The sequence below is a fragment of the Bacillus sp. EB106-07-01-XG149 genome (genome assembly GCF_058791555.1).
In genome coordinates, this window is the sequence record NZ_JBYTDP010000005.1 from 70,367 (window position 1) to 96,687 (window position 26,321).

A 26,321-nucleotide genomic window follows, 5' to 3' on the forward strand; every position below is an offset into this window, starting at 1 on the left:
CTTATGATCCGTACGGAAGAAATGCTTTTGAATGTAGGGCCTCAGCATCCGAGTACACATGGTGTGTTCAGGCTTGTTATTAAGATTGACGGGGAAATTATTAAAGAAGCTACACCAGTTATTGGATATTTGCATCGCGGGACCGAAAAGATTGCCGAGAGCTTACAGTATACGCAAATTATCCCTTATACAGATCGAATGGACTATTTATCGGCCATGACGAATAATTACGTCATTTGCCATGCTGTAGAGACGATGATGGGGCTTGAAATCCCGGAGCGTGCCGAATACTTACGAGTACTTGCAATGGAGCTTGGAAGGATTGCGAGCCACCTCGTTTGGTGGGGGACAAATCTTCTTGATATAGGAGCGGTCAGCCCGTTTTTATACGCGTTTCGTGAACGAGAGATGATTATAAATTTATTAAACGAATTATGCGGTGCTCGGCTTACTTTTAACTATATGAGAGTCGGGGGTGTAAAGTGGGATGCGCCGGACGGTTGGATTGAAAAAGTGGAAGAGTTTGTTCCGTATATGCGAGAGCAATTGGCAGGTTATCATGATCTCGTTAGCGGTAATGAGATTTTCTTAAATCGCGTAAAAGGCGTTGGTATATATAGCGCGGAAGAAGCGATTTCGTATTCTTTAAGCGGAGCGAATTTGCGGTGTACCGGAGTAAACTGGGATCTTCGCAAGGATGAACCGTACTCCATTTATGATCGTTTTGATTTCGATATTCCTGTTGGGAGTGTGGGAGATGCTTGGGATCGTTACGTTTGCCGCATGCAAGAGATTGAGGAGTCATTAAAAATTGTTGAGCAAGCTGTCCAGCAGTTCCCGAAAGACGGAGCTGTGCTAGCGAAATTGCCGAAAATCATTAAGGCGCCTAAAGGGGAGGCGTTCGTCCGTATAGAATCGCCGCGAGGAGAGATTGGTTGCTATATTGCTAGTGATGGAAAGAAAGAGCCGTACCGCTTGAAGTTTCGCAGGCCGTCTTTTTACAATTTACAAATTTTACCGAAGTTATTGAAAGGTGAAAACATCGCCAATTTAATTACGATTTTAGGTGGAGTTGATATTGTACTTGGGGAGGTCGATGGCTGATGATTGAAACGCTCTTACAATCACCTTCAAGCTGGACGAATTTCTTCATTTTTTTCGGATTAGCGGTGCTTCTATTATTTGCAGTCCTGGGCTTCGTTACATATGGTATTTTGGCAGAACGGAAAGTAATGGGTTTTATGCAAGGGCGGATTGGACCAAACCAAGTTGGGGGCCGGTTCGGCTTACTGCAAACGGTAGCTGATGTTTTAAAACTATTATTGAAAGAAGATAGTATTCCGAAAGCGGCAGATAAACCGTTGTTTATATTAGCGCCTGTCATTGCATTCGCACCGGCATTTATGGTGCTTGCAGTCATCCCGTTTACTGATAAATTTCAGTTCGCGGATATTGGCGTAGGCTTACTGTATTACATTGCTGTTTCTGGCATTACGACGATTGGTGTCGTAACCGGAGGATGGGCATCAAATAATAAATATTCCCTTTTAGGAGGGATGCGTGCGGCGGCGCAAATGATTTCTTATGAAATTCCGCTCGTAATGAGTGTAATTGGCGTCGTTTTGTTAGCTGGTAGCCTGAATTTAAATGAAATTGTAGCGGCGCAGGAGAATGTTTGGTACATTTTCGTGCAGCCAATCGGTTTCGTCGTTTTCTTAATCGCGGCGGTAGCAGAGTTAAATAGGACGCCGTTTGATTTACCAGAAGCAGAATCGGAACTTGTTTCTGGATATCATACGGAATACTCAGGGTTTCGCTGGGCGTTTTTCATGCTTTCAGAGTACGTATATTTCTTCGGAATGGCATCTTTAATTACAGTGCTCTTTTTAGGCGGATGGAATCCAGTTATGTTCCTTGGATTTATCCCAGGAGCTGTATGGTTTGCTTTGAAATTTAGCAGTGTAGTCTTTCTATTAATTTGGTTCCGCGTTACGTTCCCGCGTATAAGAGGTGACCAGTTAATGGAGTTTGGCTGGAAAGTATTATTGCCAATTGCACTTGCGAATATTTTCTTAACGGCATTGATTAAGGAGTTATTCTTCTAATCTATGAGGGGGGTGCCAGTAAGAGATGAAAGGACTATTTAAAGGATTAAAATATACATTAAGCAATTTGAGTAAGAAGAAGGTGACTTACGATTATCCGAATCAACCGTTGCCGTTGCCAGACCGCTTTCGAGGTATTCAAAAGTTTTATCCGGAAAAGTGTATTGTTTGTAATCAGTGCTCCAACATTTGTCCGACAGACTGTATTCAGTTAACGGGGAAAAAACATCCGGATCCTACGAAAAAAGGAAAAATTATCGACACGTACGATATTAATTTTGAAATTTGTATTCTGTGTGATTTATGTACAGAAGTTTGTCCGACAGAGGCGATTGTTATGACAAATAACTTTGAACTCGCGGAATATTCACGTGATGACTTATTTAAAAATTTGCAGTGGCTTGACGAAAACGACGAAAATGTCAGGAAGGAGAATAAAGCATGAATGGCGAGTTTGTAGCATTCTTTATACTATCCTTGTCTGCAATTATCGGCGGTGTTCTTATGTTGAACTTAACGAAAGTCATGCATATGATGCTAGCTCTCGTTCTGACATTTCTTAGTATCGCAGGTTTGTACTTTCTTTTATCGGCCGAATTTATCGGAGTTGCACAAATTTTACTTTACTCCGGTGCGATCACAATTATTATGATTTTTGGCATTATGTTAACGCAACATAATGCAGAAAATGAATCGCGTCTTACTCTTCGAAAATGGATTATCTTCTTTGCGGTTGTAGCATTTGGGGCAGTTATGTATTTCGCTGTTAACAATATTGATTTTGCAAATGAAAGCACACAAGGAAGTTTACCTCTCCATGAAAAAAACACACTTCAAATCGGTACACTTCTCTATTCGAAATATATTATTCCATTTGAGTTAACCTCAGTTATTTTACTTGTAGCACTTGTTGGCGCGATTATACTTGCGAAGAAGGATGAGAAAGAGGAGGATTCCAATGAGTAGCGTTCCAGCTTCTGCATATTTAACGCTTGCGATTATTTTGTTTTGCATCGGTTTGTTTGGAGCTTTAACGAAGCGAAATACAGTGATTGTATTAGTTTGTATTGAATTGATGCTTAACGCGGCCAATTTAAATTTAGTCGCGTTTAGTAAATTAGGTTTGTTCCCAAATTTAACAGGGCAAATTTTCTCTCTGTTTACGATGGCTGTAGCAGCTGCGGAGGCGGCGGTAGGACTTGCCATTTTAATTGCTTTGTATCGTAATCGTACGACGGTTCATGTAGATGAAATGGATACGCTTAAAGGATAACATTGTGACCGAAAAGGGGGAAGGAAACAATGATCGATTATGCATGGCTCATACCGCTTTTCCCGCTTGTTTCGTTTTTTTTATTACTTATATTCGGGAAGAAAATTAGAGAAGGAAGCAGTGTACTTAGTATTTTTCTCGTCTTTCTCTCCTTTATATTTGCGGTACTTGTATTAATAGAACGGTTTTCGAAAGTAGGATTGAAGCATAAGTGGGTATGGCTTAGAACGGGAGATATTGATATATCATTTGGCTTTGAAGTGACTGCATTAGGGGCTTTAATGCTGTTTATCGTTACACTTGTGAGTTTACTTGTACATGTGTATTCGAAAGGTTATATGAAAGGTGATGAAAGATTACCAACCTTTTATGCTTATTTAGGGCTCTTCACATTTGCGATGCTCGGGCTCGTTATTTCACCGAATTTATTACAGCTCTATATATTTTGGGAGTTAGTCGGCCTTGGTTCATTTTTACTCATCGGTTTTTATTTCTTTAAAGAAGAAGCGAAGGCTGCTGCGAAAAAGGCTTTTATTATGACTCGTATTGGAGATGTCGGTTTATTTATTGGGATGATCTTAATTTTCTGGCATGCAGGTAGTTTTGAATATGACGCAATATTTAGGGCGATTCATACGGGGGATCTTACCCCTACGATGATTACAATAACAGCGATATTAATTTTTATCGGTGCGATGGGGAAGTCAGGTCAGTTCCCGCTTCATACGTGGTTACCAGATGCGATGGAAGGGCCGACGCCTGTTTCGGCACTTATTCATGCGGCGACGATGGTCGCAGCTGGCGTATATTTAGTGGCGACGATGTTCCCGCTATTTTCAGCAAGTGCGGTGGCGATGCAGACGGTGGCAATCGTTGGAGCTTTCACCGCAATCTTTGCGGCTTCTATCGGTCTTGTACAAACGGATATAAAGAGAGTGCTCGCTTATTCTACGGTTAGCCAGCTAGGTTATATGATGCTCGCATTAGGATCTGCTGGTTATGTAGCTGGTGTTTTCCATTTAACGACACACGCCTTTTTTAAAGCGCTACTATTTTTGGCGGCAGGAAGTGTCATTCATGCAGTGCATACGCAAGACATTAATAAAATGGGCGGTTTACAGAAGAAGATGAAAGTAACGGGTGCACTATTTTTAATCGGTACACTTGCAATTAGTGGGGTTCCGCTCCTTTCTGGTTTCTTTAGTAAAGATGAAATTTTAGCGGTGACTTGGATGAATGGCAATTACGTTTTATTCATATTAGCAGTAATTGCAGCGTTCTTAACAGCATTCTACATGTTCCGGCTATACTTCCTTGTTTTTACTGGGGAAGTGAAGACGAAGGAAGATGTGCATGAATCGCCCCGCATTATGACGTATCCGATGATCGTTCTCGGGGTCCTTGCAGTAGTGGCAGGTTATATAAATACACCATGGTTTGGGACGTTTCTCGGAGATTGGCTTACGAAAGATGTAGCATTTAAAGCGCGAGAGGCACACGGACCAGTTTGGATTATGATTTTTGCGACGCTCGTTTCATTTGCTGGGATTGCTCTTGCATATTTCATATATGGCAAGAAATCTATTTCTAGAGATTGGGCTGGGGGCGAGGGAACACCTCTTTATAACTTTTTGAAAGAAAAATATTATGTGGATGAACTATACAATATGACGGTGCTCCCTATTACGAAGGGAATCGCTCATGTGCTTCGCTTATTTGAGGTGTATGTAGTCGAAGGAATTGCCGTTTTAATAGGGAGTCTAGTTAAAGGGATAAGCGGACTCGGTTCTAGACTCCAAAACGGAAATGTACAAGTGTACGGCACTGTAACAGCTGTTTCGCTTGCAGTACTCGTCATTATTTTGCTCTATACGGGAGGGGATTTACGATGAATGATTTGTTATTAACGTTCTTCATTTTTTCCCCGCTTTTAGGAATTCTCTTACTTGTATTAACGCCAAAAAAAGAATCGCGTACTGTGCGAGCGCTTGGTTTATTTGGAACGGCCCTTCCATTTGGAATCGCTATCGTACTCGCTTGTACATATGCTTCTGGAAAGAGTTTGTCGCTATTCGATCAAAAAGTGAAATGGATTAAATTTGGGGATTTTGCAGCGGTGGATAAAAGATGGTTTTCCATTTATTACGAGCTCGGCATTGATGGTTTATCGCTCGTTATGATGGTGCTGACAGCCCTTCTAGCGATGCTTGCAGCAATTGCGGCATTTACTATTAAAAGGAACTTGAAAGCCTTTTATATGCTGCTACTCATGTTAGAAATAGGGATGCTCGGCGTCTTCGCTGCTCAAAATTTAATGTTGTTCTTTATCTTCTTTGAAATTACGTTGCCGCCAATGTTTTTATTAATTGGGAAGTGGGGGAAATTGTCGAGTGAAAAAGCTGCTTATAGTTATTTAATATATAACGGTATTGGCTCCGCTATTTTACTCATCGTTTTCTCGGTTTTATTTGCGAAAACAGGTACAACAAATATTACAGAGCTTAAAGAAATATTAACGAGTGTAGGTGCTGGGGGAGGAATGGCTGTCTCAAGTAGCTTACAGTTCGGCTTGTTTCTTGCCATAATGATTGCTTTTGCGATTAAACTACCCGTTTTCCCGTTACATCGCTGGATGGTCAATGTGCATGTTGAAGCGCATCCGGCTGTAGTTATGCTTCATGCGGGCGTTTTACTGAAGATTGGGGCATACGGTATGATTCGTTTCGGAAAGGGGCTATTCCCGGAATACTTTCGCGAGTTTGCAACGTTTATTGCGATTTTAGGAGTCATCAATTTATTGTACGGAGCATTCTTAGCGCTCATTCAAACGGACTTTCGGAAGGTGCTTGCTTACTCTAGTATTTCGCATATGGGCATCGTATTAATGGGCCTTGCAGCGTTAAATGCACCAGGTATACAAGGGGCACTATTCCAAGTTGTCTCTCACGGTTTAATTGCAGCCTTACTCTTTTTCTTACTTGGCGTTATAGAACAGCGCTTTGGAACTTCGGACATTACAGCGCTTGGCGGACTCGCAAAAAGTGTCCCGGTACTTAGCGGATTCTTCTTAGCAGGAGGAATGGCATCGCTTGGATTACCAGGAATGTCTGGATTTGTTAGCGAGTTTCTTGCCTTTCTCGGTTTATTCCAAGGGGAGCCAGTCATTGCTGCAGTCGGTGTACTTGGCATCATTTTAACCGCTGTATACGTATTGAGAGCGACACTTCAAGTAACATTTGGTAAGAAAGAGTGGGAAGCGAAAGCTGATATACACGGATGGGAGTATGTCCCTATATTGCTACTTATCTTCTGCATTATTGCGATTGGAGTAATGCCAGAAATATTAGGGGATCCGCTTCAAAATACATTGAAAACATTGGGGGTGAAGTAGGATGGATATGAATACGTTACTTAGCTTATCATGGCATCTCATGGTGCCAGAATTCATTATTCTCGGAGCTGCCATCCTTCTTTCCATATGTGATTTGTTTTTTAAGTTGAACCATAGATATGTAGCGCTTAGTGCAATCGCAGCCGTCATATTAGCAATCGTCTCATTAATTACGCTATATGGTGAACCGACAGGAGATATTTTAAACGGATCGTTTGTGTTAGATGGGTTTTCAAAAGGATTCAAAACGTTGTTATTAGGCGGAGCGGCCCTCATCTTATGCACCGCCATGAGCGATGATAAGAAGAATCCAATTGAAGATAAGGGAGAATATTATTACTTATTTTTAATGGCACTTCTTGGGGCTATGTTTATGGCTTCTAGTGTCGACTTCATTACACTTTTCGTCGGTTTAGAATTGCTTTCACTTTCTTCATATATTTTAGTAGGAATACGAAAAAGGAACCGTGCGTCAAACGAGGCGGCCATGAAATATGTCATTAATGGAGGTATTGGCACGGCAATTACGCTCTTTGGAATGAGTTATTTATACGGTATCACAGGATCAACTAATATCGTGGATATGCAAAAAGTATTCGCAGGGGAGCTTGCTGGTGGTATTCAGTTATTGTTAGCTCTCGCATTTCTACTATTACTCGTTGGACTCTCGTTTAAAATTGCGACAGTGCCGTTTCATATGTGGGCACCAGATGTGTATGAGGGAGCGGCTACGCCTGTTACTGCTTTTCTCGGGACGATTTCTAAAATTGCTGGATTCTTACTCATTATTCGTCTGTTTCTCATGGTTTTTGCAAGTGTATCGGTGCAAGGAGACATGCAATCTTTATACGGACGTATGAGCATATACATTGCAGTACTAGCGAGTATTACGATGATTATTGGAAACGTAGTAGCGTTAAAGCAATATAACGTAAAACGCCTATTTGCCTATTCGGGAATCGCACATGCGGGGTATTTACTCGTTCCGCTTGTAGCATTATCACCATTTACGATGGATAGCATGTGGTTTTACATGCTTGCGTATATGCTTATGAATATAGGCGCATTTGCAATTATCCACGGCTTAATCTTACAAAGCGACAAAGAAAACATTACCATTTTCACCGGATTATATAAGCGGTCGCCATTTACAGCGATAGTGATGACGATTTTTATATTATCGTTGGCCGGGATACCAGGAACAGCTGGTTTCATCGGGAAAATTAACATCTTTTTAGGTGCACTGCATGTAGAGCCAGCTCATTACGTACTAGCTTCTATTATGATGGGGACGACAATCATCTCATTCGTATATTATTTCCGTATTTTACAGCAAATGTTTTTCAGGGCGGGAGAAGTGGAAGAGAAAATTCGTTTACCATTGAATATAAAGGTTGTTATGAGCCTTTGTGCAATCTCGATTGTAATACTAGGGATTATGCCGATGATTGGATACAATTTCTTTTATGAATATTTTCCATTAATGAAGGATTTCTTCTTCTTAGGGAACGTGGTACAATAGTGAAAATAAAAGGTGTGGAGTTGTTACTCTGCGCTTTTTATTTTGTGTGAATTACAATTGAAAATGCATGTAGGTATATGTTTTTTGAGAGCAAATTACGAAGTGAAATGTAAGATGCTTATTTGTATTTGAAAAAGTGTGGCTCCTACTTATTATGGTATCGTTTTTATAGTATTTCGTAAGTAGTAGCTGGGTAAAAAGGGGTCGATTTTTTGGCACATCTTTTAGGGCAACAAGCACTGATTGCCATTGTTTCGCATTTATTGTTTATTACCATTACGTGGTGGGCCTTACAAGGTGTTCACATTGAGCGTTTAATGAAGTCTGGAAAGGTGATGCAGACGCGAGTGTTACTCATCCTAATTACAATTGCAATTGGGACATCTGTAAGTAACTTTTTCCTTGATTATTTAGGCTATTCAAAGAGTTTAACGTATTTAGTAAAGTAAGTGTATAGAACCTCATATCTCCGTTAACAATGGGGATAGGAGGGGATGAAATTGAAGCTTAAAGCCATTCTTATTGTTGTGATAAGTGTTGTTTTATTTTTGGTTGGATATAGAGAGATGAAACCGATCAGCGATGAACAGAAAATGGAGAGCATGATTGCAACTTTAGAGAAAAATGATGCTAAAGTAGAGAAGTGGTCATGGTTAGCGCGAGAAACAAAAACAATTTCTAATATACATACGTTTCAAAAGTTGTTAAACGATGTGAAGGACAAGGCGAATATTCAAAAGTGGGAATTAGAGCAATCTCCAGATGGATATAAAGCTACATCCTATAAAAAGTTTTCTTCTTATGAAGAACGAGTAGTAGTAACATGGAGTAAGGAAAATACTAAAGAAAACACTTTCATTATTTTTGAAGTAAGCGGGGCGAAATGGGACCCGAAGTACATTCAGAAAACAAATAAAATTTTTAGTGAAAAACCTATAATTTACACTTGTGTTCAAGGTGTACTGAATGATAAGATTGAAGGTGTTTTGCAAAATAAAACCAATCAGGTTTTGAAAAATCTTTCAGCAAGAGCGATCGAACAGATAGAAGAAAGAGCATTTGTGTCAGTCTCCGCATACAATAAAAAGTGGGATGACGCTCTTTCAACAAATAGAGAGAAAATAAATGTGCAAATAGCAATACGTTCTACAGACAACAAAGATACAATTGTGGTTGGCACACCGATCATAACTTCTGAGTATTGAGTGAATAGATACTGAAAAAAGGACACGGAGGGGAATAATTTGGAAAAGATCATCGTCCGTGGCGGAAAGCGGTTAAACGGCACAGTGCGTGTTGAGGGCGCAAAAAATGCTGTATTACCTATAATCGCTGCAGCCCTATTAGCGAGTGATGGAAAGAATGTACTATCTGAAGTACCAGTTTTGTCTGATGTATACACAATTAATGAGGTATTACGTCATTTAAATGCTGAAGTCGTATTTGAAAATAACCAAGTAACAATCGATGCTTCTAAAGAACTAAACATTGAAGCACCATTTGAATATGTACGTAAAATGCGTGCATCTGTTCAAGTAATGGGACCATTACTTGCACGTAACGGCCGTGCTCGTATTGCACTTCCTGGTGGATGTGCAATTGGTTCACGTCCAATTGACCAACATTTAAAAGGCTTCGAAGCAATGGGAGCAAAAGTACAGGTTGGTAATGGTTTTGTTGAGGCATACGTTGAGGGAGAACTAAAAGGAGCTAAAATTTATTTAGACTTCCCAAGCGTAGGCGCGACAGAAAACATTATGTCTGCAGCTACATTAGCAAAAGGGACAACAATCCTTGAAAACGCAGCGAAAGAACCAGAAATCGTTGACTTAGCTAACTTCTTAAATGCGATGGGAGCGAAAGTACGCGGAGCTGGAACTGGAACGATTCGTATCGAAGGCGTTGATAAATTATATGGTGGAAACCACTCTATTATTCCTGACCGTATTGAAGCGGGAACATTCATGGTTGCAGCGGCAATTACTGGTGGAGACATCTTAATTGAAAATGCTGTACCTGAACATTTACGCTCAATTACAGCGAAAATGGAAGAAATGGGTGTTAAAGTTATTGAGGAAAATGAAGGTGTACGTGTTATCGGCCCAGATAAGTTAAAAGCGGTTGATATTAAAACTATGCCTCACCCAGGTTTCCCAACAGACATGCAATCACAAATGATGGCATTATTACTACAAGCTGATGGAACAAGTATGATTACAGAAACGGTATTCGAAAACCGCTTTATGCACGTTGAAGAATTCCGTCGTATGAATGCTGATATTAAAATCGAAGGTCGTTCTGTTATTATGAACGGTCCAAACAGCTTACAAGGTGCTGAAGTAGGCGCAACTGACTTACGTGCTGCTGCTGCATTAATCTTAGCTGGTTTAGTATCTGAAGGTTACACTCGTGTAACTGAGTTAAAGCATCTTGACCGTGGTTATGTAGATTTCCATAAGAAATTAGCTGCATTAGGTGCAACTATTGAACGTGTAAACGAAAAAGTAGAAGAAGTGAAAGAACAAGAAGTTTCTGATCTTCACGCTTAATTGGAATAGTCTCTACGTCTTTTGACGTAGGGGCTATTTTTTTGGGGTTATTACTGTTATAGTCAATAAATTCTATACTTATGCACGTACCAGTAAAAATATTTAGAAAATTTTTGTTTTATCCTTCGTTAACTGTCCGTAAACATTCGATTGGTGCGGCTGATTAAAGTTTCACTTTATATGGTTCCCCTTCAGTATGTTCTAAAAGAAAGAGTTGTTCCATAAGAATGAATGGAGTAAAGCTTTTGGATATTGGGGGAAATAAGATGAAATTTTCAAAGCCACTTTTTATCACAGTAGCGCTTCTCATAGCGCTCGTTATCATTGTACCTGCTGCTCTTGTTATTCCGTTTGCGAAAGCAAAAGTAGGGGAAGACGCAGCTTCTAAAACTCCTCCAGCAATAGAAAGTATACCAGCTCCAGGGAAAGTGGATACAGCGGTTCAAGTTGCTGTATATCGTGATCAGCAAAAGAAGGTAGAAACATTACCTATGGAGGAGTATGTGACCGGTGTAGTAGCTTCTGAGATGAATGCCAGTTTTGAAATAGAGGCGCTAAAGGCGCAGGCATTAGCAGCGAGAACATTTGTGGTACAGCGTATGCTAAGCGGAGGTAAGAAAAACAATGCGGACGTGACCGATACGGTGAAAGATCAAGTGTACAAAAGTAAAGAAGAATTGAAGAAACAATGGGGTAATAACTACGAAAATAACTTGAAAAAAATCGAAGAAGCCGTTTCGAAAACCGCAGGACAAGTTTTAACGTATGATGGAAAACCAATCTCAGCATCCTTCTTCTCAACGAGTAATGGCCGGACAGAAAATGCAGCTGATTATTGGGGAAATGATTATCCATACTTAAAGAGCGTAGATAGTCCGTGGGATCAAGCCTCTCCAAAATTTACGAGCGAGCAAACATTTACAGTAGCTGACTTTCAAAAACGTCTTGGTGTGAAGGTGTTGGCAGACGGGAAGGTTGGAAATATTAAAGATCTTACGGAAGGAAAGCGAGTAAAAGATGTAGCATTTCAAGGGAAAACATTAACAGGAAAGCAAGTTCGTGAAAAGTTAGATTTACGCTCTTCTGACTTCACGTGGAAACAAGAAGGGGATAAAATCGTCGTTACAACGAAGGGATTCGGTCACGGCGTTGGCATGAGCCAATACGGAGCAAATGGCATGGCGGCGGAAGGTAAGAAATATACAGATATCGTTGCTCATTATTATAAGGGTGTCGAAATAAAGTCGATGAATGATTATGAAGGAAAGTTAATGGTGAAGAAGTAGGGGGAAAAGAGACCGTTCCAAGAGGTATGTTGGGACGGTTTTCTTTTGTTAGTAGATAGGTTCCTTGTCGAATCGTTGATATATTAAAAAAATCGTCAATGTTCAGCGATGACAGAACTCTGTTTAAGGGGCCCATGGATCGCTGGAAGCTATTATAAGGGTGAACGTACAGAAGAATCAATGAAAGACGGTTGACTCTATACAGGAGACATTGTCACGGTTGATTCGGAAGGATGTATTAAGATTGCTGATCGTACGAAAGACTGAATTAAAAGTGGAGGCGAATGGATTTCTTCCGTAGATTTAGAAAATGCCTTAATGTCGCACGATAAAGTGTTAGAAGCATCGATTGTGGCGGTGCCGCATGAAAAATGGCAAGAACGTCCCGTTGCTTGCGTTGTACTAAAAGAGGGACAAGCAGTGGAAAAGGAAGATCTGTATGCTTTACTAGAAGCAGATTTTCCAAAATGGTGGATGCCAGACGATATTTTATTTGTAAACGAAATTCCGAAAACATTTGTAGGGAAGTTTCTAAAACATGCGCTGCGTGATCAGCTCAAGACGTATATGGTAGAGCAAAACTAGAGAAGAAGGCTATCCTTTCAGTTGGATAGCCTTCTTTTTATGGTACTTCATAAAATATCTAAATCTTCCATTAATTGTTTGGTATAATAGGATAAAAAGTATTTGGGGGAGACAGAATGGCGTTATTGGAGTTGAGACAATTAGGGAAGACGAACCAGTTACCAGCAGTTGAACTGAAGGTTGAGAAGGGACAATGTGTTGTTTTGCAATGTAATAACCATACAGCTAAAGTATTGCACCGCATTATTATTGGTGAGGAAGAAGCTTCAACTGGCAACGTGCTATTTGAGGGAGAATCGATTGGAAAGAAAAATTATTCTCGCATCGGCTTTTGTTTTTTGAAAGATGAAGCATACGAACGTTTGAAGGTAAAGGAATACTTCAAGTTCTTAATAGGACTTTATGAATCAAATATGAGCACGGAAGAAGTAGTGCAATATGTCGGCCTCTTAGATAAATTAAACGTTAAAATAGAAAAACTATCATTTTCAGAGAAACGTCGCCTTCATATCGGGCGAGTTATGATTCATAATCCGGATTTAGTTATTTTGGAAGAGCCAGAGCAAAATGTAGATACAGAAAGTATGATTATTATTCGAAAAGCAATTATGGCAATGAAGAAGAAAGGAAAAGCGATTTTTATTACGTCATCCTTTCTATCAGACGCTCTTTCGTTAACAGAGGATGTATACATTTTAAATAACGATGGTGTGAAAAAAATAGAAATCGAACAAGAAGAAGTTGAAGAGGTGGATGAAGAGAAGGTCGTGCAAATGATTCCGCAAATGAAACTTGAAAGAATTCCAGCGAAAGTGAACGATAAAATTATTTTACTTGATCCGATGGAAATTCATTTCATTGAAACGCAAAACGGAGTGACACATATTCATGTGCGTGAAGGTGATTTCGTATGTGCATTAACATTAAGTGAACTAGAAGCGAGATTAACAGGATTCGGGTTCTTTAGATGTCATCGCTCGTACCTAGTGAATTTACAAAGAGTACGAGAAGTGATTACGTGGACTCGTAATAGCTTTAGTTTAATTTTGGATGACGAAAGAAAAAGTTCAATCCCGCTTTCAAAAGGACGAATGGATGAATTAAAAGGTGTGATTGGGCTATAAAAATTGCTCCAATAAGCTCAAAATACGATTCATTCACCGGTAAAAATACTCCTTTTACCGGTATTTTACTGCACCTACCCTTTGTTTTTCATATGATTGAGTCAAGAAAAGCGAAACAAACAAACAAACGAAAAGCGCTAAAGCGACTTTCATCTATAAAAGAAAAAACAAAGGGGATGACAAGATGACATTGGCAATTGAAATGAAAGATGTAATGAAAAGTTTCAACGAAAAAACGGCACTTCGAAATGTAAATATTGAGGTGAAGCAAGGAGAAATTTTCGGATTCCTCGGACCGAGTGGATCTGGAAAAACAACAACAGTAAAGATTTTAACTTCTCAATTACTCCATAGCGTTGGAACAGTGAGAGTACTAGGTAAAGATATTACAGGCCCAAGCAGCATTGACTACAAACGAATTGGTATTTTAACAGACAACAGCGGTTTATATGAGCGACTTAGCATTTATGATAACTTACTATTATTTTGTGACTTATACGATTGCAAAAAAGAAAGAATCGATGAAGTACTAGCGCAAGTGAATTTATTAGATGATAAAAAAACACCAGTAAAGAAACTATCAAAAGGAATGAAGCAGCGTGTTACATTAGCTAGAGCAATCCTTCATAAACCAGATATTCTCTTCTTAGATGAACCAACATCTGCACTTGATCCAGTAAACGTACAAAACATTCATAAAATCTTAAAAGACTTAAATAAAGAAGGAACGACGATTTTCTTAACGACTCACAATATGAACGAAGCAGAGACGCTTTGTAACCGCATCGCCTTTCTATGCGGCGGAGAGATTGTAGCGCTTGATACACCAGAAAACCTTCGCCTACAATACGCGAAAGATCAAATACAAGTCGTATTAAAAGATAAGCAAAAAGAAGTCGTGCAAAAAGACGAATTAGGTGCAAAACGTATTTCAGAATGGATGAAAAAAGGTGAATTACTATCCATTCATTCACACGAACCAACGCTAGGCGATATCTTTATTGAAGTTACTGGGAGGGGACTATAATGACATTTTCAATGAGACGTGTATCAGCTATTTTTAGAAAAGAAGTACAGGATTTTAAGACAAATTCACAAGTTTTGTTAATGGCATCTTTACCAATTATATTTGCATTTATATTTAGCCGATTTGGAGAAGGACAGGCAGGAGTTGGCATTATTACTTTAATGTCCTTTCTATTTGTAGCAGGGTTTGTTCAATCAATGGTAATTGCAGAAGAGAAAGAAAAACATACGTTACGTGTGTTAATGCTATCACCGGCTTCTTCTGTTGAAGTTCTTCTTGGGAAAAGTATATTAACAGCATGTTTAACGTTAGGTATTTCCATTGTAAACTTATTCATCTTAGATCAATTAAGTGGCAATCTCTTATTGCTAGCATTTATTTTCTTATGTGGAACAATTCTATTCATTTTAATTGGAACAGTGATTGGATTATTAGCTGAGTCTGTCCCGCAAACATCACTAATTGGAATGCCAATATTAATGACGATGTATTTAGCTGTACAATTTGAGCCAATGGTTGAAAATAAAGTAATTAAGACGATGATTAGTTATCTTCCAACATCTCATCTTGAAAAAGCGATTAAAAGCTTAGTGGATGGTGCTGGGTTTAGTAGTATTAGTGGGCATATGCTAAATGTTGGAGTGTGGCTCGTTATTTCACTTATTGCATGTTTAATCGTATATAAAAAGAAACAATTGGACTAAAAACTGAGCGGAAAGTGCTCAGTTTTTTCTTTTTTCTATCATTTCCTCGGAAATTTTACAATTCCTATACATATTTTTACAGATTTTGTCGAAAAGTAATTAGTTATACGTTGTATAGGATACGTGAATATTGTTCAAAATGATTGCTGAGGTGATGATGGAATGCGAGGAAGAAATAATAAAAAGTCGCAAAAGGTAGTACATTTATTTCAAAAAAGATGGGTGTTTCCGGCACTATACATTGCTTGTGCAGCGGTAATTTTAATGGTTGCGCTATGGTTCCAAGGAGCTAATCCGAAGAAGACTCCGAACCAAGATCAAGCAACACCGTATACACAATCGGAAGATCCAGCAGTGCCAGTAACGAAATCTTCAGAAGTAGTGAAAATGCCAGCTGCCGCTAATGCGGAAGTAGTCGTACAGAAGAAATTCTATGAAGATGCAGCAACTGAGGCGGAACAAGAAAAAGCACTTGTCTTTTATAACAACACATATTCCCCAAATAAAGGAATCGACATTGCTGCGAAGAATGGAAAAGAATTCGATGTAGCTGCTGCTTTAAGCGGTACAGTAACGAAAGCTGAAAAAGATTCACTTCTTGGTTATGTTGTAACAGTTGATAGCGGAAATGGTGTAGCAGTTTCTTATCAAAGCTTAGGCAGTGTGAAAGTAGAAAAAGGTGCACGAGTTGCACAAGGTGAAGTATTAGGAAAATCCGGTCTAAGTGCAATGAATAAAGAAGCAGGTTCTCACGTTCACTTTGAAGTACGTAAAGACAACGTGGCTGTGAACCCTGAGCGCTACTTAAATAAGTCAGTAGCAGAAATTAAAGCTGATGCAGGTGCTGCAAAGGCAACGAACGCTTCTGGTAAAAAAGCTGAAGACAAATCTCAAAAAGAAGAGAAGTCGACGAGCACGAAACCAGAAAATAAAACAGAAGACAAGTCTCAAAAAGAAGAGAAATCAACTAGCGGTTCGACTAGTGACAAAAAAGAAGAGCCGAAGAAAGAAGAAAAATCAACAAATGGTTCTACAGAATCATCTAACAGTTCTTCTTCACAAGAATAAGAAAGTGAAAAAATCAGTTCTCACTAGGAGAGCTGATTTTTTTACTTTTACCCCGCATTAACGGGCAGTAAGACCCCTACTTCAAAATTCAGTGAAAGCTAAGAAGTTAGGCCTGGGGTCAACTGCCCGTAAAAGCCCGATTGGTGAAGGCTAAGAATCAGTGGGAAATGGCGCCCACTGATTAAAGTTTCACTTTATATAAAAATACTCAATTTCGAGAAAAAAGTTGCAATAACAAGGAAATATGACGAGATTCTCGAATATATATTACAAAAAGGAGGGGATACTGTGTCATTTTTATTTGTTCTGTCGACTGCTATTATTTTATTGTTTGTTTTATTCACTTTATATTATTATATTGCCGGTAAGAAAGAGGTTCCCCACCATCAATTGTTAGAAGAAGAGTTGGAACGAGAAGAATGACACCTTATATACAAGGTGTCATTTTTTTTCGCCAAAATAGTTACTGTTAACGTATTTCTCACAAAAAAACGTAATTTTTCTTAGCTTAGTCCGCAAAAATAGTGAACATGTAGCATATATCAGTAGTGCGGGCAATACAATGGTATAAACCAAAGCAAAGAGAGTGTTTGAGGTGAGAAATCGTGAATCATTTCATTATAAATCCAAGAATGTTTAACGCTTACAAACAGCACTCACACTTACTTCTTAGTCATATGCAGCGAGGCTCATTTCACCCTTCTCACATCCAATTTAGGGAGGCGAGTGGTGTGCACGATTACATCAAAGAGAGAACTATCAAGATTGGTAAGTATATCGTGGAGACAAGAAAGACAGTGCGTGTCATTGCAAAGGAATTTGGGGTATCAAAGAGTACAGTCCATAAAGATTTAACGGAACGTCTACCAGAAATTAATCCAGAGCTCGCAAATGAAGTGAAAGAAATTCTTGATTATCATAAGTCTATTCGTCATTTAAGAGGCGGAGAAGCAACAAAACAAAAGTATAGAAAAGAAGATGTAGAAAAGCCGGTCCGTCAATAAATATGCGATCGCAAACATTCCGTTTCAATTCGGTAATATTTTTCAGAAGAATTCTTTTTGCGAATATTACGTTTCTGTTAAATTTATGATAAAATCAGAAATTAGGTGTAAAAGAATTCGGGTGTAACCTGATTTTGAATATCGAGGAGGAAATGACGGGAATGTTTGCGCGAGATATCGGAATTGACCTAGGTACGGCTAATGTATTAATTCATGTTAAAGGCAAGGGTATTGTATTAAATGAGCCATCTGTTGTGGCAATTGATCGTAACACAGGTAAAGTATTAGCAGTAGGTGAAGAAGCAAGAAGTATGGTGGGACGTACACCTGGTAATATTGTAGCAATTCGTCCGCTTAAAGATGGTGTAATCGCAGATTTCGAAATTACAGAAGCAATGTTAAAGTATTTCATTAACAAATTGGACGTGAAGAGCTTCTTTTCAAAACCTCGCATTTTAATTTGCTGTCCAACAAATATCACATCTGTAGAACAAAAAGCAATTCGTGAGGCTGCTGAACGTTCAGGTGGTAAAACAGTATTTTTAGAAGAAGAACCAAAAGTAGCCGCAGTTGGTGCTGGTATGGAAATCTTCCAACCAAGCGGTAACATGGTTGTTGATATTGGTGGAGGTACAACGGATATCGCTGTACTATCTATGGGTGATATTGTTACCTCTTCCTCTATCAAAATGGCTGGCGATAAGTTTGATATGGAGATCTTAAACTACGTTAAACGTAAGTATAAGTTATTAATTGGAGAACGTACTTCAGAAAATATTAAAATTAAAGTTGGTACAGTATTCCCAGGTGCACGTAGCGAAGAGCTTGAAATTCGCGGACGTGACATGGTAACGGGCTTACCACGTACAATTACAGTATGCTCTGAAGAAATTACAGAAGCACTAAAAGAAGACGCTGCTATCATTGTACAAGCTGCAAAAGGCGTACTAGAGCGCACGCCACCAGAACTATCTGCGGACATTATTGACCGCGGTGTTATTCTAACGGGCGGTGGAGCTTTACTACACGGTATCGACATGCTTCTAGCAGAAGAACTAAAAGTACCAGTATTAATTGCTGAAAACCCAATGCAATGTGTTGCTGTTGGTACAGGTATTATGTTAGAGAATATCGATAAATTACCAAAGCGTGCTTTACGATAAAGTGAAACTTTAATAAGTGGGGGCATCCCCACTTATTATTAGCTCGCAAATAGTAGGGGAAATGAGAAGAACTAAGGTGTTAACCGAAGTTCTTTTTTGTTTTTTTATTCTTTCATTTTTTTATTTTATTTTGATTTATTGAGAAAATAGAAGAAAAATAAAGAAAAACGAAGGAAATAGGTAAAATATTCATATATATGGTTAAATTTAATATTTCCTTATTTGAAAACGTTTATAATATAATGAGTCGAATACGACATTAAGGCAAATCATGTTCAAATACATATTGCCTTTCCCTAATTTGGGCATACACTCTTTTCTACCTCCGTGTCAGTTGCTGGAATATGCAGCTATTTTAAGAGAATAGAGTGTGTGCATTTTTTTATATATAAAGCTGAAAAGATATTAAAGTTTCACTTTACCCCGCATTAACGGGCAGTAAGACTCCCGCCTCAAAATTTCGCGAATACAAGAGAGTTAGGGCGGAGGTCGACTGCCCGTAAAAGCCCGATTGGTGAAGGCTAATAATCAGTGGGAAAGGTCACCCACTGATTAAAGTTTCACTTTATAATGACAAACAATAAACAAAATGGGATAATAAACAATATGTCCAAGTGGTAAGACCAATATTACAAAAGGGGCGATTGTTACATGCTAAATATAGAACAAATTAAAGAAATCATTCCTCACCGCTATCCATTTTTACTTGTTGATAAAATATTAGAAGTAGATGAAGGAAAAAGAGCGGTTGGAATTAAAAATGTATCCGCAAACGAAGAATTCTTTAACGGGCACTTTCCTGACTATGCAGTTATGCCTGGTGTACTTATTGTAGAAGCATTAGCACAGGTTGGAGCTGTTGCGGTATTAAAGAAAGAAGAAAACCGTGGAAGACTTGCTTTCTTTGCTGGTATTGACAACTGTCGTTTCAAAAAACAAGTACGTCCAGGTGATCAACTTCGCCTAGAAGTTGAAATGACACGTGTACGTGGTCCAATCGGAAAAGGAAAAGCAATCGCAACAGTAGATGGTGAAGTTGCATGTGAAGCTGAAATTACATTTGCGATTGGTGATAAAAAAGAATAGATGTTAATTAAAAAAATTCTTCTGTAACATGCAGAAGAATTTTTTTAATTAATGTATTTTTGATTCGAAATATTAAAATGCAGAGTAATCAGAATTTTTATTGTAAATGTATGGAAGTTTGTATATAATGACGCTATAAATATCTTGGAATTAAGATAAATGATAACGCGATGAAAATAGAGATATCGTTGTCACATTATAGAAGGTGTGGAATAGGACAAAGGTTATTCTGATTCGTTATGATGGATTGTAGAGGAAAGTAATGGAGAAATTTAACGGTAGAAGTAAATGAAAAATTGGCGTAGCATATCGAGCATAAAAGAGAAAAAGGGGAAAATGACGTATTCTGAAAAAGGAGACCATAACATGTTCGGGAGAAAGAAAAGACAGCCATTAAGACAATTAATTACAAATAAAGAGCCTAAATCACGCATTGCGGAACAATACCGTAATATCCGTACAAATATTGAATTTACATCTGTAGATAACCATATCCGTTCTATCATTGTCACTTCAGCAGATCCAGGTGATGGGAAAACAACGACCATTTCTAATCTAGCAGTTGTTTTTGGACAACAAGGGAAAAAAGTATTGTTAATTGGAGCTGACTTACGTAAACCAACATTGCAAAATTTATTCGCTGCACACAATCCAAATGGATTAACGAATTTATTATCAGGACAAGCATCATTTGTGCAATGTATTCAAAAAACAGATATAGAGAATGTATATGTTATGTCAGCAGGTCCAATCCCGCCAAACCCAGCAGAGCTACTTGGATATCGTAAAATGGATGAAGTACTTCTAGAGGCATATAAGATGTTTGACATCGTTCTGATCGATACACCACCTGTATTGGCCGTTACAGATGCACAAATACTTGCTAATAAATGTGATGGGATTGTATTAGTAGCACGCAGTGAAAAAACAGAAAAAGATAAACTAATAAAAGCGAAACAAATATTAGATAAAGCATCCGGAAAGCTACTTGGTGTTATATTAAACGATAAAAGAGAAGAACAAGAGCAATATGGATATTATTAGAAAATAATGTATGAAATAGTATTTTTTTTGAAGCTAGTAATTTTTTACTAGCTTTTTTGAATTGTTTTAAAATTCCGTATCGCATTATACAAAAAAAATGATATAATGGAATTTTTGTCAAATTGATGGAATGTGTTGTCATATTTAAGATTATTTTGTAAGATTATATATGTTTTTAAATAAGAAACGTACATAGATATTACTAAAATAAAAAAATGTAAGATTTATATGTTATAATTTTTCTTATGTGCAAATTTTAGAAAGTTGGAGGAACTTATGGAAGAAACAATTAGTTTGAAAGAGTTATTTCATATTTTAAAAAAACGTTTAGCAATGATCCTCGTAATCGCCTTTGGTGCAGCTATAGTAAGTGCTATCATTAGCTTCTTCTTCATGACACCAATCTATCAATCTTCTACGCAAATTCTTGTGAACCAGAAGAAACAAGAGGGATCGATGTTTCAAGCTGGTGAAGTTCAAACGAATATTCAATTAACGAATACATATAAGGTTATTATTAAAAGTCCAGTAATCTTAGATCAAGTGAATGAAAAATTAAATTTAAATATGACAGCGCAAGCGTTAACGGGAAAGATTAATGTTGCGAATGAAAAAGATTCACAAGTAATTTCTGTAACGGCTGAGGATAAAAATCCGAAGCTAGCTCGCGATATTGCCAATGCAACTGCAGATGTATTTAAAGGTGAAGTTGCAAAAATTATGAATGTTGATAACGTAACAGTACTATCGAAAGCAGAAGTCGCAGAAAACCAATCTCCGATTAAACCACGCCCGATGTTAAATGTAGCCATCGCTTTTGTTGTTGGTTTAATGGCTTCAGTTGGTCTTGCATTCTTACTAGAATACTTAGATAACACAGTGAAAAAAGAAGAAGATGTAGAAAACTTACTTGGCTTACCGGTGTTAGGTATTGTAGCGCGTATGGATGAAGAAACAATGAACGTGAAATCACACGCTCCATCATCAAGAAAAGTGAGGGGACAAACAATTGGCTCTTAATTTATTTAAAAAGAAAAAAAATCATCGTCAACGTCGTCAATTAATTGCTCATCAACAACCGAAATCACCAATTTCAGAACAGTATCGTAATATTCGAACAAATATCGAATTTGCAGCTGTTGATACGAATTTACATTCATTAATGGTAACATCTGCGAACCCAAGTGAAGGGAAAACAACAACGACAGCGAATATGGCAGTCGTGTTTGCCCAACAAGGAAAGAAAGTACTATTAATTGATGCAGATATGCGTAAACCGGCAATGCATCAAATGTTCCAAGTAGATAACATTTTCGGATTAACAAATGTGTTAACGCATAGTGAACGTTTAGAGAAATGTGTACAAACAACATCAGTTGATAATTTACACTTTTTAGCTTGTGGTCCAATTCCACCAAATCCAGCAGAATTGTTAGGATCAAAATCAATGCAAGAACTTCTTGCACAAGCATATAGCCTGTACGATTTAGTTATTTTCGATTTGCCACCAATTTTAGCTGTTACCGATGCGCAAATTATGGCGAATGTATGTGATGCTTCTATTCTTGTCGTTCGTAGTGAATCGACAGAAAAAGAAGCAGCAGTAAAAGCAAAAGGTTTATTAGAATCAGCGAAAGGTAAACTGTTAGGCGTTGTTCTGAATGATCGTGAACGTGAACAGGGCTTATATTATTACTACGGTGCAAATTAATTGAAAGAGTGAGATATGAGAAGAACATATCTCCTTTTTTCCCTTGAATATGAGATGTCTCATATTCAAGGGAAAAAAGATTTATATGAGAGAGGGAGGATGAAACAAATGATAGATTTACATTGTCACATTTTACCTGGTATCGATGACGGTGCACAGACAGTAACAGATAGTTTAGTGATGGCACAAAAGGCAATAGAGGAAGGTATTCATACAATTGTCGCAACACCACACCATCAAAATGGAAAATATGTAAATGAACGTACCTCAATTATTCATCAAGTAAAACAACTGAATGATGAACTACAGCAACATAATATGTCACTTACCATTTTACCAGGACAAGAAGTCAGGTTATACGGTGATTTATTAGAAGACTACGAAGCTGGTAAAATCGTTACTTTAAATGAAACAAACAAATACATATTCATTGAATTTCCATCTAATCATGTACCTCGTTATGCAGAACAACTATTTTATGAACTACGTGTAAAAGGAATGATTCCAATTATCGTTCATCCCGAACGTAATGCCGAGTTAATCGAGCGGCCAGATAAGTTATATAACCTTGTCAATAAAGGTGCATTAACACAAGTGACGGCAGGTAGTTTACTTGGGAAATTCGGCAAAAAAATTAAAAAGTTCTCACTACAACTTGTCGAAAATAATTTAACGCACATGGTCGCATCAGATGCGCATAACACAACCTCAAGAGGATTTCATTTAGCAGAAAGCTACGAGTTAATTGAAAAGGAATTCGGAATGAACGTTATGAGTGATTTAAAAGAAAATCCGTATTTAATAATTAGCGGGAAAGCAATTTATAAAGAAGATCCAGAACAAATTCGTCGTAAGAAATTATTTGGTATTTTTTAAATAAAGAACTGGTGATGTCTCCTAACCGTTATCAACGGAGGCACTCGGTCGTGCTGTGGGTAGAAAATTTATTTTCGAACCTACCTTAGACGCTTGTCGTCGGGAGTATGGCGTGAGGTTGGGTTAGATGCCCATATTTTATTTATAATAGAAACTCTACCTATGGAGTTATAACTATGACTGTATAGGTAGGGTTTTTGTTATTGTTACATATAAATAAAAAGATATGGGGGACTAAAATTGAAAAAAGTAAGAAAAGCAATTATTCCAGCTGCTGGTCTTGGGACGAGATTTTTACCAGCAACGAAAGCAATGCCGAAAGAAATGTTGCCAATCGTTGATAAGCCGACAATTCAATACATAATAGAAGAAGCGATAGAATCAGGAATTGAAGATATTATTGTTGTAACAGGAAAAGGAAAACGTGCAATTGAGGATCATTTCGATCATTCTTTTGAACTAGAACAAAACCTTTTAGAAAAAGGAAAGTATGAAATGCTTGAGAAAGTACAAGCTTCTTCAAAAATTAACATTCATTACATAAGACAAAAAGAACCGAAAGGTTTAGGGCATGCGGTATGGTGCGCTCGTAAGTTTATTGGAAATGAGCCATTTGCGGTATTACTTGGTGATGATATTGTTCAAGCAGAAACGCCATGTTTACGACAATTAATGGATCAATATGAAGGTACACAATCATCTGTTATTGGTGTACAAACAGTACCTGAAAATGAAACACATCGCTACGGTATTATCGATCCAGTTGAACAAACCGATCGTCGTTATCAAGTACGCCAATTTGTGGAGAAGCCAGCTCAAGGAACAGCGCCATCTAACTTGGCAATTATGGGACGTTACGTATTAACACCAGAAATTTTTATGTTCCTGGAAAACCAACAAACGGGTGCAGGTGGCGAGATTCAATTAACGGATGCGATTCAACGCTTAAATGAAATTCAACGAGTGTTTGCGTATGACTTTGAAGGTACTCGTTACGATGTTGGGGAGAAATTTGGGTTTATTAAGACGACAATTGAAATGGCACTTCAGCATGAAGAATTAAAAGAAGAGTTAATGAAATACATGAATGAGCTTGTAAAAAAAGAAAATGTGCATGTATAAAGTGAGGTGGAAGGGCATTGGCCTTAACGAAAGTATCCAATGGAACTGTAAAGGAACAAGGATTACTTGCTGCTGAAGAGGTAAATCAAAATGGATTGTATTTATTTATGAAGCGTTTAATGGATATATGTGGTGCGTTATGTGGTGTTATTTTGCTATCACCTGTTTTTATTATTGTTACTATATTAATTAAGTTAGAAGATCCGAAAGGTCCTGTTTTTTTTAAGCAAATTCGTGTTGGGAAAGATGGAAAGGAATTCGGAATGTATAAATTTCGCTCAATGGTAGCAGATGCGGAAGAACGTTTAAAAGATTTATTGCAACATAATGAAGTATCGGGCGCTATGTTTAAAATGAAGGATGATCCACGTGTGACGAGAATCGGTAAATTTATTCGTAAAACGAGCATTGATGAATTACCACAACTGTTAAATGTTATAAAAGGTGAGATGAGTTTAGTTGGGCCACGTCCGCCACTTCCAAGAGAAGTAAAGGAATATACTTCTTATGATAAGCAGAGATTACTTGTCACTCCAGGGTGTACAGGACTGTGGCAAGTTACAGAAAGAAATAGTGTTGGATTTGCTGAAATGGTAGAGTTGGACTTAGAATATATACGAAATAGAAATGTTTTCTATGATATAAAGATTATATTAAAAACAGTAAGGGTATTAGTAGGATCAAATAATGCATTTTAAAAAAGGAGTTCAGAAAGTCATGAAAAAAGATTCTAGAATTTATGTAGCAGGTCACCGCGGATTAGTTGGTTCAGCTATTTTACGTAAGTTAGAAGAACAAGGCTATACAAATTTAGTGTATAAAACAAGTAAAGAGCTAGATTTACGTGATCCAAGGCAAGTAGAAGAGTTTTTCAAAACAGAGAAAATTGATTATGTATTTTTAGCGGCAGCTAAAGTAGGTGGAATCGTTGCGAACAATCAATACCCAGCAGATTTCATTCGTGATAATTTAATGATTCAAACGAACGTAATTGATTCAGCTTATCGTTCAGGTGTAGAGAAGTTACTGTTTTTAGGTAGTACCTGTATTTATCCAAAATTAGCTCCACAGCCTTTAAAAGAAGAGTATTTATTAACGGGTGAACTAGAGCCAACAAACGAGCCATATGCACTTGCAAAAATTGCGGGTATTAAAATGTGTGAATCATATAACCGTCAATATGGTACAAGGTATATTTCAGCAATGCCAACAAATTTATATGGTGAAAATGATAACTTTGACTTACATACATCACATGTATTACCAGCTTTAATTCGTAAATTCCATGAGGCAAAAGAAAATAATGCTGAGTTTGTAGAAGTTTGGGGAACAGGTACGCCGTTACGTGAGTTCTTATACTCTGATGATTTGGCGGATGCTTGTGTATATTTAATGAATAACTATGAAGGTAATGAAATTGTAAATGTCGGTGTAGGTGAAGATTTATCAATTAAAGAACTGGCTGAAAAAGTGAAAGCGACAGTAGGTTTTACTGGAGAGCTTCGTTTTGATACTTCTAAACCAGATGGTACCCCGCGTAAGTTAGTAGATGTGACTAAGATTAATGCTTTAGGATGGAAGGCAACAACTTCTTTAGATGAAGGTTTAAAGAAAGCATATGATTGGTTCCTACAGACGGAAAAAGAATTAGTAAGAAAATAATAATAGATTAATAGAGATA

Annotated in this window: 27 protein-coding genes and 1 pseudogene; all 28 read left to right on the forward strand. The window is 37.8% G+C overall.

The genetic code is table 11. The annotated features are described in order from the left end of the window. The first annotated feature begins 3 nt into the window (after positions 1 to 3). A complete protein-coding gene (nuoD, locus tag AC3WTA_RS20110) occupies positions 4 to 1,104 on the forward strand; it encodes an NADH-quinone oxidoreductase subunit NuoD (RefSeq protein ID WP_098273140.1) in 1,101 nt (366 codons plus the stop codon). Beyond that, entirely contained in the window at positions 1,104 to 2,105 is a 1,002-nt protein-coding gene (gene nuoH, locus AC3WTA_RS20115) for an NADH-quinone oxidoreductase subunit NuoH (protein ID WP_000573437.1), read from the forward strand. Before nuoD ends, nuoH begins: the two co-directional genes overlap by 1 nt. A 25-nt stretch (positions 2,106 to 2,130) precedes the next feature. Next, entirely contained in the window at positions 2,131 to 2,550 is a 420-nt protein-coding gene (gene nuoI, locus AC3WTA_RS20120) for an NADH-quinone oxidoreductase subunit NuoI (protein ID WP_000677191.1), read from the forward strand. Next, positions 2,547 to 3,071 carry an NADH-quinone oxidoreductase subunit J gene (locus AC3WTA_RS20125; protein WP_001012824.1) on the forward strand — a complete coding sequence of 175 codons (525 nt, stop codon included), beginning with the start codon at positions 2,547 to 2,549 and terminating at the stop codon, positions 3,069 to 3,071. The genes nuoI and AC3WTA_RS20125 overlap by 4 nt, the downstream gene beginning before the upstream one ends. Further along, positions 3,064 to 3,378, forward strand: coding sequence for an NADH-quinone oxidoreductase subunit NuoK (nuoK, locus tag AC3WTA_RS20130; RefSeq protein WP_000100078.1), 315 nt, complete (start codon positions 3,064 to 3,066; stop codon positions 3,376 to 3,378). Before AC3WTA_RS20125 ends, nuoK begins: the two co-directional genes overlap by 8 nt. A 29-nt stretch (positions 3,379 to 3,407) precedes the next feature. Beyond that, the gene (gene nuoL / locus AC3WTA_RS20135) at positions 3,408 to 5,270 is read left to right on the forward strand and encodes an NADH-quinone oxidoreductase subunit L (protein WP_492332976.1); all 1,863 of its coding nucleotides are present in this window, start codon (positions 3,408 to 3,410) and stop codon (positions 5,268 to 5,270) included. Next, positions 5,267 to 6,769, forward strand: a complete 1,503-nt coding sequence (locus AC3WTA_RS20140) for an NADH-quinone oxidoreductase subunit M (protein WP_000998951.1) — start codon at positions 5,267 to 5,269, stop codon at positions 6,767 to 6,769. Before nuoL ends, AC3WTA_RS20140 begins: the two co-directional genes overlap by 4 nt. Positions 6,770 to 6,776: 7 nt before the next feature. Beyond that, a complete protein-coding gene (gene nuoN, locus AC3WTA_RS20145; protein ID WP_492333028.1) occupies positions 6,777 to 8,291 on the forward strand; it encodes an NADH-quinone oxidoreductase subunit NuoN in 1,515 nt (504 codons plus the stop codon). 212 nt (positions 8,292 to 8,503) lie between these two features. Beyond that, positions 8,504 to 8,740 (forward strand): DUF1146 family protein, encoded by a 237-nt coding sequence (locus AC3WTA_RS20150; RefSeq protein ID WP_000940744.1) that lies wholly within the window; start codon positions 8,504 to 8,506, stop codon positions 8,738 to 8,740. A 51-nt stretch (positions 8,741 to 8,791) separates the two neighbouring features. Continuing rightward, complete coding sequence (locus AC3WTA_RS20155) at positions 8,792 to 9,496, forward strand: YwmB family TATA-box binding protein (protein ID WP_000767923.1); 705 nt, start codon at positions 8,792 to 8,794, stop codon at positions 9,494 to 9,496. A gap of 39 nt (positions 9,497 to 9,535) precedes the next feature. Then, positions 9,536 to 10,840 carry a UDP-N-acetylglucosamine 1-carboxyvinyltransferase gene (gene murA / locus AC3WTA_RS20160; RefSeq protein ID WP_000411269.1) on the forward strand — a complete coding sequence of 435 codons (1,305 nt, stop codon included), beginning with the start codon at positions 9,536 to 9,538 and terminating at the stop codon, positions 10,838 to 10,840. A 266-nt stretch (positions 10,841 to 11,106) separates the two neighbouring features. Beyond that, positions 11,107 to 12,126: a stage II sporulation protein D gene (gene spoIID / locus AC3WTA_RS20165; RefSeq protein ID WP_000672640.1), complete on the forward strand. Its 1,020-nt coding sequence runs from the start codon at positions 11,107 to 11,109 to the stop codon at positions 12,124 to 12,126. Between the two features lie 108 nt (positions 12,127 to 12,234). Further along, positions 12,235 to 12,711: pseudogene (locus tag AC3WTA_RS20170) on the forward strand (AMP-binding enzyme); the annotation flags it as partial. 116 nt (positions 12,712 to 12,827) lie between these two features. Next, positions 12,828 to 13,835: a LytTR family transcriptional regulator DNA-binding domain-containing protein gene (locus AC3WTA_RS20175; protein WP_001185973.1), complete on the forward strand. Its 1,008-nt coding sequence runs from the start codon at positions 12,828 to 12,830 to the stop codon at positions 13,833 to 13,835. A gap of 184 nt (positions 13,836 to 14,019) precedes the next feature. Beyond that, entirely contained in the window at positions 14,020 to 14,862 is an 843-nt protein-coding gene (locus AC3WTA_RS20180; RefSeq protein WP_000170857.1) for an ABC transporter ATP-binding protein, read from the forward strand. Beyond that, positions 14,862 to 15,566 carry an ABC transporter permease gene (locus AC3WTA_RS20185; RefSeq protein WP_000144455.1) on the forward strand — a complete coding sequence of 235 codons (705 nt, stop codon included), beginning with the start codon at positions 14,862 to 14,864 and terminating at the stop codon, positions 15,564 to 15,566. The genes AC3WTA_RS20180 and AC3WTA_RS20185 overlap by 1 nt, the downstream gene beginning before the upstream one ends. A 162-nt stretch (positions 15,567 to 15,728) precedes the next feature. Next, positions 15,729 to 16,634 (forward strand): stage II sporulation protein SpoIIQ, encoded by a 906-nt coding sequence (gene spoIIQ / locus AC3WTA_RS20190; RefSeq protein WP_001214932.1) that lies wholly within the window; start codon positions 15,729 to 15,731, stop codon positions 16,632 to 16,634. Between the two features lie 288 nt (positions 16,635 to 16,922). Next, entirely contained in the window at positions 16,923 to 17,057 is a 135-nt protein-coding gene (locus tag AC3WTA_RS20195; protein ID WP_000008903.1) for a hypothetical protein, read from the forward strand. A 308-nt stretch (positions 17,058 to 17,365) separates the two neighbouring features. After that, positions 17,366 to 17,638 carry a sporulation transcriptional regulator SpoIIID gene (gene spoIIID / locus AC3WTA_RS20200; protein ID WP_000544012.1) on the forward strand — a complete coding sequence of 91 codons (273 nt, stop codon included), beginning with the start codon at positions 17,366 to 17,368 and terminating at the stop codon, positions 17,636 to 17,638. Between the two features lie 161 nt (positions 17,639 to 17,799). Then, the gene (locus AC3WTA_RS20205) at positions 17,800 to 18,801 is read left to right on the forward strand and encodes a rod shape-determining protein (RefSeq protein ID WP_000457990.1); all 1,002 of its coding nucleotides are present in this window, start codon (positions 17,800 to 17,802) and stop codon (positions 18,799 to 18,801) included. A gap of 651 nt (positions 18,802 to 19,452) precedes the next feature. Continuing rightward, on the forward strand, positions 19,453 to 19,887 hold the full coding sequence (gene fabZ / locus AC3WTA_RS20210) for a 3-hydroxyacyl-ACP dehydratase FabZ (RefSeq protein WP_000931959.1): 435 nt from the start codon (positions 19,453 to 19,455) through the stop codon (positions 19,885 to 19,887). Between the two features lie 366 nt (positions 19,888 to 20,253). Continuing rightward, complete coding sequence (locus AC3WTA_RS20215; RefSeq protein ID WP_492332977.1) at positions 20,254 to 20,931, forward strand: CpsD/CapB family tyrosine-protein kinase; 678 nt, start codon at positions 20,254 to 20,256, stop codon at positions 20,929 to 20,931. Positions 20,932 to 21,207: 276 nt separating this feature from the next. Then, positions 21,208 to 21,951, forward strand: coding sequence for a YveK family protein (locus AC3WTA_RS20220; protein WP_492332978.1), 744 nt, complete (start codon positions 21,208 to 21,210; stop codon positions 21,949 to 21,951). Further along, positions 21,941 to 22,642 carry a CpsD/CapB family tyrosine-protein kinase gene (locus AC3WTA_RS20225; RefSeq protein WP_492332979.1) on the forward strand — a complete coding sequence of 234 codons (702 nt, stop codon included), beginning with the start codon at positions 21,941 to 21,943 and terminating at the stop codon, positions 22,640 to 22,642. The genes AC3WTA_RS20220 and AC3WTA_RS20225 overlap by 11 nt, the downstream gene beginning before the upstream one ends. 108 nt (positions 22,643 to 22,750) lie before the next feature. Continuing rightward, the gene (locus AC3WTA_RS20230) at positions 22,751 to 23,518 is read left to right on the forward strand and encodes a tyrosine-protein phosphatase (protein ID WP_492332980.1); all 768 of its coding nucleotides are present in this window, start codon (positions 22,751 to 22,753) and stop codon (positions 23,516 to 23,518) included. 240 nt (positions 23,519 to 23,758) lie between these two features. Beyond that, a complete protein-coding gene (gene bpsC / locus AC3WTA_RS20235; protein ID WP_492332981.1) occupies positions 23,759 to 24,640 on the forward strand; it encodes a UTP--glucose-1-phosphate uridylyltransferase BpsC in 882 nt (293 codons plus the stop codon). Between the two features lie 17 nt (positions 24,641 to 24,657). Beyond that, positions 24,658 to 25,338 (forward strand): sugar transferase, encoded by a 681-nt coding sequence (locus AC3WTA_RS20240; protein ID WP_492332982.1) that lies wholly within the window; start codon positions 24,658 to 24,660, stop codon positions 25,336 to 25,338. Between the two features lie 19 nt (positions 25,339 to 25,357). Next, a complete protein-coding gene (gene fcl, locus AC3WTA_RS20245) occupies positions 25,358 to 26,302 on the forward strand; it encodes a GDP-L-fucose synthase (RefSeq protein WP_492332983.1) in 945 nt (314 codons plus the stop codon). Positions 26,303 to 26,321: the final 19 nt, after the last annotated feature.